Origin of the sequence: Desulfovibrio sp. 1188_IL3213, from assembly GCF_036763145.1 — a bacterium.
Classification (GTDB): Bacteria; Desulfobacterota; Desulfovibrionia; order Desulfovibrionales; family Desulfovibrionaceae; genus Desulfovibrio.
This window is the reverse complement of record NZ_JBAIYR010000479.1, coordinates 1-1,609: the sequence shown is the minus strand read 5'-3', so window position 1 is coordinate 1,609 and position 1,609 is coordinate 1. Positions and strand designations below refer to the sequence as shown.

Annotated in this window: 1 protein-coding gene; it reads right to left on the bottom strand. The window is 61.1% G+C overall.

Annotation, left to right across the window (positions count from 1 at the left end):
• Positions 1–242 precede the first annotated feature (242 nt).
• Positions 243–1,430 (bottom strand): bifunctional glutamate N-acetyltransferase/amino-acid acetyltransferase ArgJ, encoded by a 1,188-nt coding sequence (argJ, locus tag V6C16_RS12795; RefSeq protein ID WP_333536566.1) that lies wholly within the window; start codon positions 1,428–1,430, stop codon positions 243–245.
• Positions 1,431–1,609 lie beyond the last annotated feature (179 nt).

The following is a 1,609-nucleotide window of genomic DNA, read 5'->3' as shown; positions in this document are numbered from 1 at the left end:
GCCGAGAAGGGGGCGCAGCCCCATAACCGGCCCCGCCTTGCCGCACGCCGCGCAGGCGGCCAAAATAACAAACAAAGAAAAAGCCCTCGCGCCCGCAGGGCAACAAAAAACCTATCTCAAAGGACAAGCTCTTTCCCACCTTGGCTTGTGTAGCGCAAAGCCGCCCCATCCAGAAGGACAGGCCTTTTCTCTCTCAATCCCTGCGGATCATGCAATACCGCCCGCCGCCGCAGAGGCGTCCTTTATGAGCGGTAATCGGCGTTTTCCGTCACATACTCATGCCCAAGATCCGAAGCCTTGAACGTATACGAGCCGGATCCGCCGCCAAGATCAATATCCACCTGCACATCCTCACCCTTGAGCAGTTCGGAAAGCGCGGCTTCCTGATCCTCATTGACCGGGCAGCCCTTGCGGAACCGTTCAATACCGCAAAGCTTCATGCTCACTGCCGCCGGATCAAACCTGGCGCCACTGTAGCCCACGGCCGTCACAATACGGCCCCAGTTGGCGTCGCCGCCGTACATGGCAGTCTTGACCAGTTGCGAATGGCCCACGCTTCGGGCCACCCGTTCGGCGTCAGCGTCACTTTCCGCTCCGTTGACCGTGATATGGATGACCTTGCGCGCGCCTTCGCCATCCTTGACCAGCATATAGGACACCTGCCCCAGAATGGCTGTCAGCGCCTCCTCAAGCAGGGCCATATCTTCCGGCCCCTGCGCGGCCACGCCCGAAGCCCCGTTGGCAAGCCCCAGAATGGTATCGTTGGTGGAGGTGTCGCCATCCACGCTCACCCGGTTAAAGGTCTTGTTCACGGCGCGGCCAAACATGGCCTGCCAGGGTTCGGCGGCCACCTGCGCGTCAGTAAGGGCCACGCAGAGCATGGTTGCCATGTTGGGGCAAATCATGCCCGCGCCTTTGGCCATAACCGTCAGGCGCACGCTTCCGCCCGCAAGCGCCACTTCTCTCGCGGCAAATTTGGGAAAAGCATCGGTGGTCATGAAAGAACGGGTAAAGCCCTCGGCATCGCGGCTGCCAAGGCTCTGCACCAGTGCGGGAACAGCGTCAAGCCAAAGATCCATTTTGAGATGCGCGCCCACCACGCCTGTGGAAAGAGGCAAAATCTCGTCCTGATCAATCCCGGTAAGGCCCGCAATCATGGCCTGAGTGGCCCGGCAGTTGGAAAGCCCTTCATCGCCGGTGCAGGCATTGGCCTGACCCGCATTGGCGAGCACGGCACGAACCGCACGACCCCGGGCCAGAATTTCCTGACAGACCAGCACAGGCGCGGCCTTGAAAAGATTTTGCGTAAACATGCCGGCCAGCACGGCGGGGGTGTCGGAAACAATGAGACCCAGGTCGTCACGACCGGCTTTCTTGAAGTTGGCCGCCGCGGCTCCGGCCCTGAAACCTTTGGGCAAATCATTTTGCATGGATATTCTCCTCAAAGTATGCCGTCCGCATCCGTGCCGGACGTCTGCGCCGGACGTCTGCGCCGAAACCCGGCGTGAGCAGCCAGTGCGCTGTTTTTTCGCCTGTTCCCAATACGCGCAGGCAGCGCCGGTCACCAGTGCCAGCCCCTTGCAGCAGCCTCGTGCGGTGACGTCGTGCC

Excerpts from the sequence above, each read along its gene's own strand:
- argJ (WP_333536566.1), bottom strand. The coding sequence starts at position 1,430 with ATGCAAAATGATTTGCCCAAAGGTTTCAGGGCCGGAGCCGCGGCGGCC.